The sequence below is a fragment of the Phormidium pseudopriestleyi FRX01 genome (genome assembly GCF_017313335.1).
GTDB classification, from domain to species: domain Bacteria; phylum Cyanobacteriota; class Cyanobacteriia; order Cyanobacteriales; family Laspinemataceae; genus Laspinema; species Laspinema pseudopriestleyi.
This window is the reverse complement of record NZ_JAFLQW010000073.1, coordinates 1-7,130: the sequence shown is the minus strand read 5'-3', so window position 1 is coordinate 7,130 and position 7,130 is coordinate 1. Positions and strand designations below refer to the sequence as shown.

7 protein-coding genes are annotated in these 7,130 nt (G+C 49.4%); 2 read left to right on the top strand and 5 right to left on the bottom strand.

Annotated elements, in window-relative coordinates:
- Positions 1 to 340: 340 nt before the first annotated feature.
- From J0895_RS03165 to J0895_RS03150, 4 genes are all read right to left on the bottom strand, one after another.
- Entirely contained in the window at positions 341 to 1,009 is a 669-nt protein-coding gene (locus tag J0895_RS03165) for a hypothetical protein (protein ID WP_207086680.1), read from the bottom strand.
- A 90-nt stretch (positions 1,010 to 1,099) separates the two neighbouring features.
- Positions 1,100 to 1,297: an NAD(P)H dehydrogenase subunit NdhS gene (locus J0895_RS03160; RefSeq protein WP_207086679.1), complete on the bottom strand. Its 198-nt coding sequence runs from the start codon at positions 1,295 to 1,297 to the stop codon at positions 1,100 to 1,102.
- A gap of 122 nt (positions 1,298 to 1,419) precedes the next feature.
- Entirely contained in the window at positions 1,420 to 2,679 is a 1,260-nt protein-coding gene (gene rodA, locus J0895_RS03155; protein ID WP_207086678.1) for a rod shape-determining protein RodA, read from the bottom strand.
- 78 nt (positions 2,680 to 2,757) lie between these two features.
- A complete protein-coding gene (locus J0895_RS03150; RefSeq protein ID WP_207086677.1) occupies positions 2,758 to 3,828 on the bottom strand; it encodes an Mrp/NBP35 family ATP-binding protein in 1,071 nt (356 codons plus the stop codon).
- A gap of 399 nt (positions 3,829 to 4,227) precedes the next feature.
- On the opposite strand from J0895_RS03150, the gene hemF reads away from it, so the two are divergent.
- Both hemF and J0895_RS03140 read left to right on the top strand, forming a co-directional pair.
- Positions 4,228 to 5,259 (top strand): oxygen-dependent coproporphyrinogen oxidase, encoded by a 1,032-nt coding sequence (hemF, locus tag J0895_RS03145; protein ID WP_207086676.1) that lies wholly within the window; start codon positions 4,228 to 4,230, stop codon positions 5,257 to 5,259.
- Positions 5,260 to 5,534: 275 nt separating this feature from the next.
- Complete coding sequence (locus J0895_RS03140) at positions 5,535 to 5,903, top strand: anti-sigma factor antagonist (RefSeq protein WP_207086675.1); 369 nt, start codon at positions 5,535 to 5,537, stop codon at positions 5,901 to 5,903.
- 221 nt (positions 5,904 to 6,124) lie between these two features.
- Here the strand turns inward: J0895_RS03140 and J0895_RS03135 are convergent, their stop codons facing one another.
- On the bottom strand, positions 6,125 to 6,760 hold the full coding sequence (locus J0895_RS03135) for a chromophore lyase CpcT/CpeT (protein WP_207086674.1): 636 nt from the start codon (positions 6,758 to 6,760) through the stop codon (positions 6,125 to 6,127).
- Positions 6,761 to 7,130 lie beyond the last annotated feature (370 nt).

Genomic DNA, 7,130 nt, shown 5'->3' with positions numbered 1-7,130 from the left:
TTGCAAAAGCGGATATTTCGAGCGAGTGAATCGTACCCACAACAGGGTGGCATTACTGAGGAGCCGTGTGAGGTGAAAGTCTCATGCACGGTTCTGAAGGAGAGGTAGGGGTAGCGATGCCCCTATCGACTCTAACTATTATTTGTTCGTAATTTAATATGCTTATATCGCTTTTAATTTATTTTGCTCTATTTGAAAATATTATTTCAACTGAAATTTTGGCAAAATTCACGTTTATATTTGTTGTTTTAAAAATTATATAAATGTATATTTTAAACAACTCAAAATAACTGACAAAAATGAAATCGATGGATTAACTGTATTAATCATGAAAATTGACCTAGGGATGAATTTGACTTAAAATTAGGCGGAGGCGATCGTAATCATCCTTGAGCAAGACGCTCAGAGTGCGTCCAGCTTGGACTAACCAATCGCGATCGGCACCCCGTAACTGATAGACCTCTCGAATGGCTGCCGCAGTCAAGGCATCTACTGGTGCACCAGGAACTTGTAAGAGGGTGCGCAGGAAATCAAACTGTTGGGTAAAGTAAACAATTTCTGCGGGTTGACAGCGATAGACGGCTTGGTGAATTTGAGGGGGACGGGGGGGGATATATTGATAGACAATTCCTGTTGGACGGCGTGAGCCATTTGGGTTGTCAAGATGGGGACAAAACCCGGCGATCGCCGCCCGAAATTCGGTTTTGAGCATGGCAAAAATCTGGGGTTGCTGTTCCCGTAAGCCATCTAAGGACAAACCTAGCGCCCTCGCTCGATGCACGGAATCAATCGGACTGGTGGTGGCAAAATAAACCACCCCATAAATCTGATTTCCTGACTCTTCATCCAAAGATTTCACCCAACTTCCAAAGGGCGGCATCAGGGGAAAATTTAACTCTTCCGGGTCTAGACATTGGGCTAAAAATTCCGTCGTTGCAGTCTCAATCACCTCAGCAATATGGTCCGGGTGACGGTGTTCGTTGGCAAATTGCGGTAAAGGTAGACGCATAATTAACGCTTAAATATATCTTGAATATCAGAAAAAATACAGGGTTGAAGAGTCAAATCTCATCAACCCTGAACGGTTATCCACAGGGAACTATTTGCTTTTCTTGCGGCCTGCAGTGGCATTTACAGGTTCGAGTTCCGAGAGTCTAAAGGTAACTAATTTATCCCAAGTTCCACCCTCAAACAGGACAGCCGCCCTACCATCGGTGAGGCGTTGAACTTGTCCTTGAAAGTCGTAGTAAGTATCATCGGGATTTTTAACACGAACAGCCGATCCAGGCAAAATCATAATGTTTTCCAGATGTTTAGAGTTAAGGGATTGTGCTGACAAGTCAGGAAACCTGAGTCATCATCCGTTATGGTGAATCGTTTTGGAGTCATTCGTCAAGGGTTCGCCAAAATAGCCGGTGGCTAAAACTTTTTCTTCGTTTTTTCCCGGTGATAGGCGACGGATTCAACCAAACCCAGGGCGATAAAATTGGTCAGCAAGGCGGACCTACCGTAACTCAGCCAAGGGAGGGGAATACCTGTAACCGGCGCGAGTCCAATGGTCATGCCAATATTCACCACCACCTGAAACACAATCATCGATAAAACCCCGATCGCCAACAATGCCCCAAAGGTGTCTTTAGCGTTTTGGGCAATCAAGACTAGGCGCAGGCAAATTAACCAGAAGGACAGGAGGATCACCATCGACCCGATAAATCCAAATTCTTCGCCAATGGCGGAGAAAATGAAGTCGGTATGTTGTTCGGGGATAAAGTTAAGCTGGGTTTGGGTGCCATTATAGAGTCCCCGCCCATGCAGTCCACCGGATCCAATGGCGATCCGAGATTGGATCAGGTGATATCCAGCCCCGAGGGGGTCTTTTTCTGGGGTGAGGAAGGTGGTCAATCGTTCTTTTTGATAATCTTTGAGGAGGTTCCATAATAGGTTCCCCACTCGACCGAAAATCAGGTTCATCACCACAGTTCCCAATGCACCCAAAAAAGGCCAGGGTAGGGTACGCCAGCCCATTAAGGCGATTAAGCCAGTCCAGGCAAACCATCCGGGTAAATAAAGGTTAAACAGCAGGGTGGCAACTAGGGGAGAGACCAACAGCAGCAGCCAACCGGGACTGGTGTTGCCCCAATACAGCATTCCCATCGTAATCGCCCCAAAGACGAGGGAGGTACCCAGGTCAGGTTGTAAGAAGACTAAGGCCCAGGGTACAGCAGTAATTGCCAGGGTTTTGAAGATAGAACCCAGACTGTCGGGGGTCCGTTCGTGCAACAGGGCGGCTAGGGTGATAATCAGCCCTAATTTGGCAAATTCTGACGGCTGAATGTTGAATCCACCAATGGTAATCCAGCGCTGGGCACCGAGGGCTGTGGTTCCGATAAAGATAACCGCCAGCAGGGAGATATTGGTGGCACCATAAACAATCCATTTAAGTTGAATCAGGTTGTCGTAGCGCGATCGCGAGATAGCGACTGCGATTAGTAATCCAATCCCTCCCACCAACCAATGCTGCCACCAGTCGGTCCACCCTCGGTTGAGTTCGGTACTGCGGATCATAATCCCGCCAAATAGCGTTAACCCAACGGGCAAGATAAATAATAGCCAGTCAAACTCTAGCCACGGTTGTACCCAGGCTCTCCAGCGCGATCGACGGACGGACTTTTGAAACATATTTCAAGGGGGAGATGGGGGTAATGGGGGAGATGGGGGGATGGGGGGATGGGGGGATGGGGTTTGTTCTATCTACGGTTAGGCTAGGGCAACGACAGAGACTTTACCGGCAATTCGTTGAGCAATTTCTCGTAAGGCTTTAGCACTAGGGGAATCCGGGGCAGAAATGGCGATCGGGACACCGTTATCCCCACCCTCGCGCAGGGTAATTTCTAAGGGGACGCAGCCTAATAAGGGGACACCGAGTTCATCGGCGGTTTTTTGTCCACCCCCCGAGCCAAAGATATCGTATTTTTTGTCGGGCATATCTGGGGGGATGAAATAGCTCATATTTTCGACAATTCCCAGGACTGGCACGTTTAATTGTTGGAACATTTTTAACCCTTTACGGGAATCCAACAAGGCAACGGTTTGGGGGGTGGTGACAATCACGACACCTGCCATTGGGACGGATTGAGCCATTGTTAGTTGGGCGTCGCCGGTTCCTGGGGGCATATCTACGATCAGATAGTCGAGTTCTCCCCAATCGACTTGATAGAGAAACTGCCGAATTACGCCGTTTAACATGGGACCGCGCCAGACAACGGGTTGGTCCTTGTCGATTAAAAAGGCCATTGAGACTAATTTCACGCCGTAGTTAAAGGCGGGTTCGAGAACGTCTCCTTGGGGACCTTGGCGGACCATGACTTTTGCATCGCTGAGTCCGAGCATGGTGGGGTCGTTGGGACCGTAAATATCGGCATCGAGGAGTCCGACTTTAGCACCGGATTGGGCGAGGGAGACGGCGACGTTAACGGCGATCGTGCTTTTGCCGACGCCGCCTTTGCCACTGGAGATGGCGAGAATATTTTTGACTCCGGCGATGCCTTGGCGATCGGGGAGGGATTTCTGTTGCGGAGTTTCAGCGGTGACCTCGATGCTGACTTCTTCGACTCCTGGGAGGGTGCGAACGGCTTTTTGGCAGTCTTCGACGATAAATTCTCGCAAGGGACAGGCGGGGGTGGTCAGGACTAGGGTAAAGCTGACGTTGCCTTCGTCAATTTTGACGTTGCGAATCATGTTCAGATCGACCAAGCTTTTTTGGAGTTCGGGGTCTTGCACGGGTTGCAAGACTTCTAAGATTGCTTGGGAAGTTAGGGTTTGAGTCATCGGTTTGCCTGTTTCTCTTCTCTGGGACAGATCAGTCAGACAGTCGTGATTTAGGGGAAGGTCAAGGTTGAGTTTTGGCGGGTTGAGCGGGTGTGGTTTCCCGGTTGGGAGGGCGCAATTATTGCCCGATCGCCTGTGTTTGCTGCTGACCCTTGCACGCCCTGCCTGCTGAAACACTGGGTGTTTTCCTAATGTATCTTTTTTTGTAGTAATATGTAGAATTTTTAAAGGGAGTGGATAAGGGCAGAGATTAAGATAGGATTTTTTCAGAGTCGGTCAGCTTGATCCAGAGAAGGGCTAAAGATTTCATCAAGGGTGCGATCGCGTTATCCACCGCTGAGATTTCGATCGCTCTTGACAGGCAGATCTCTATCCCGCAGCAGAAAATAATTTGACATTATGACAGTTTCTTCGACTTTTGAGGCCACCTCTACCCAGAATTTGCCACCGGATGACTCGAAAGAACGAGTCAGTCAGTTTATGCAGTCTCTACAAGATGAAATTTGTCAAGGGTTGGCAGAACTTGATGGCCTTGGCACGTTTCAAGAAGATTCTTGGGACCGCCCGGAAGGGGGCGGGGGCCGTTCTCGGGTCATGCGCGAGGGCAAGGTCTTTGAACAAGGGGGCGTGAATTTTTCTGAAGTTTGGGGGGATCACCTACCGCCTTCAATTTTAAAGCAACGTCCAGACGCAGAGGGTCATCGCTTCTATGCCACGGGGACTTCGATGGTGTTGCACCCGCGCAATCCTTACATTCCCACGGTTCATTTAAACTATCGCTATTTTGAAGCGGGGCCGGTTTGGTGGTTTGGAGGCGGTGCAGATTTGACACCTTATTATCCGTTTGCCGAAGATGCCGCCCATTTTCACCAAACCTTGAAAGCGACTTGCGATCGCCACCATGATGAGTATTACCAGGTTTTCAAACTCTGGTGTGACGAATATTTTTACCTGAAGCATCGCGACGAAACCCGAGGGGTAGGAGGTCTGTTTTTTGACTACCAAGATGGTCAAAGCGAACTCTATCGCGGCCCGGACCCCACCGGACCGGCAGCGGAATATAGCCGAAAAATTGGCACTCCTCCTCAACGCAGTTGGGAAGCGTTATTTGCCTTTGCCCAAGATTGCGGGCGATCGTTTGTACCCGCTTATGGGCCAATTGTGCAGCGTCGTTCTGGGATGGAATATGGCGATCGCGAACGCAATTTCCAACTATATCGCCGGGGACGGTATGTGGAATTTAACCTGGTGTACGATCGCGGCACGATTTTTGGACTCCAGACCAATGGGCGCACCGAGTCGATTTTAATGTCTCTGCCGCCTTTGGTTCGGTGGGAATATTGCTATCAACCGGAACCGAACACCCCGGAAGCTGAACTCTACGAAACCTTTTTGAAACCGCAAAATTGGGCGGAGTGGACCGGGAATTAAAGGCCCCCGCACCCGTGGCCACACCCGGCGGGGGTTCAAACCCCCGCCTAAGAGATCAAGTCGGTTGAAACCGACTGAAAGTCTTAGTGGCTAACGTTTTTAGTCGGTTTTTAACCGACTTTAGCTATGAGGCGGGGGTTTGAACCCCCGCCGGACTGTGCTATTTTTCTAGCAGCCAGTTTGGCTAATTTCGGTCAAGCTCAATCGAGGCAATGGCTCCGATTTTGCTAAACTACGAAAGCGAGGTAGGCAACTAGCGTATTGAGGGAGGGCCTGTGATTCATATCGAGCAAAAAACCCATACGACCCAGGATGGAACAACGGTGATTGTATTGGCCCCAACGGGTCGCCTGGACATTACCACCGCGTGGCAATTTCGCCTCAAATTACAGGAGTGCATTTCTAAACTGAGTCGTCATATTGTCGTTAATTTAGGGCAGGTTAACTTTATTGATAGTTCTGGCCTGACGTCGCTAGTAGCAGGGATGCGAGATGCGGACAAGGTTAAAGGCAGTTTCCGTATTTGTAACGTGCATCCAGAGGCCAAATTGGTTTTTGAAGTCACGATGATGGATTCAGTCTTTGAAATCTACGACACCGAAGAAGAAGCGCTGGAAGCAGGACCCCGAAGCATGGCGACTTAATGCCTGAAGGGGATTGGAGAAACGGGGGTCATAATTTCTAACCCGGTTTGGCATCCCCGGCACAAGAGAAACGCTCACCTCTTTAGGGAACTCCAAAAAATAAAATACCCAAAACCCACACCCGTTAACGGTGGGGCACTTGCGGACAAAGCCTGCCAAAGCTGGCTGAAGAGTCAAGTTTTTCACCGCAGAACTTGGATAATTTATTTTTTTGGACTCCCTTAATCGGAGAGTCCGACGAGTTCCCCCGAAAAATCGTGACGCTTGGTGAAGTGGAATGGCCCTAAAATGGCCCCCCACAAGGCTTTACCCGTATTGGGATCGATGCCTTTGTCAAAGCTGAACAGTTCAGTCGGGGATGCCTCGAAACCGAGATCGACTTGGCGAGTTTCTCCTTGATAGGGAAAGCAGCATCGAGCTCCCGAGGGCAAGGATGCGGCAAAATGATAGGTCCCGTCAGTTAAGCGTTTCTGGCTGACGGTGAGGGTACATCCGGGCAAGGATTCTACTTGTGCCGGATTTAGCTGTTTGAGTAGACTGGGTTGGAGACCAGCCCCCCGGAATTGGCTAGGGTCTTTGAGCATGAAATACTGTACTTCTAACTGAGGTTGACTGCCCGAATTGGGAAGTTGTCGAAGTTGCATGATTCGAGGCCGATAGGGGCGATCGAGATTGAGAATATTGGCTTGTTCAGCAAACAGGGTGAGGCTAGGTTCGGAAAATAACTGGACCGGGACTGGACGCTGCCAGAGGTGCAGGTGGACATACCATGCGGGATCGGCGATCGCCTGTTCTCGATTGTCAAATTCCCCCGCTAAGTATTGCCCCAGGGCGATTAACTCCGATGTCAGGGTCATCTTTAATTTAAAAATTGCAATGTTTTTATGAAAAATCCCACCGGAAATATCCGGTTAATTTTGCATTTTAAAGCATTCTAGGCCAGATCCCCAGGGCGATCCCCCGGATGATCCTTGGCAAAAGTGCGTTTACCGAGAATCGGCGTAAAGCCCCCGGATTTATCCGTGGGGATATGAGCCGACCGTGTTAAAATAGTAAAAGCGAGTAAGAATAATCATCTGCGTGATTCTTGTATTCTAGTCTTCGGTGAAATTCCGGCACAGTAAGTCACTACTGCCTTGAGCCGCCAGCCTATACAACTGACAAGCAATATCAGAATGCAAAGCGTACCTATCTGGCTTAGTGGTGAACTCCTTCATCAAGGACAAT

What these genes read in the sequence shown, in the direction of transcription:
- J0895_RS03165 (WP_207086680.1), bottom strand. Translation starts at nt 1,009, where the DNA reads ATGCGTCTACCTTTACCGCAATTTGCCAACGAACACCGTCACCCGGAC.
- J0895_RS03160 (WP_207086679.1), bottom strand. Translation starts at nt 1,297, where the DNA reads ATGATTTTGCCTGGATCGGCTGTTCGTGTTAAAAATCCCGATGATACT.
- rodA (WP_207086678.1), bottom strand. Translation starts at nt 2,679, where the DNA reads ATGTTTCAAAAGTCCGTCCGTCGATCGCGCTGGAGAGCCTGGGTACAA.
- J0895_RS03150 (WP_207086677.1), bottom strand. Translation starts at nt 3,828, where the DNA reads ATGACTCAAACCCTAACTTCCCAAGCAATCTTAGAAGTCTTGCAACCC.
- hemF (WP_207086676.1), top strand. Translation starts at nt 4,228, where the DNA reads ATGACAGTTTCTTCGACTTTTGAGGCCACCTCTACCCAGAATTTGCCA.
- J0895_RS03135 (WP_207086674.1), bottom strand. Translation starts at nt 6,760, where the DNA reads ATGACCCTGACATCGGAGTTAATCGCCCTGGGGCAATACTTAGCGGGG.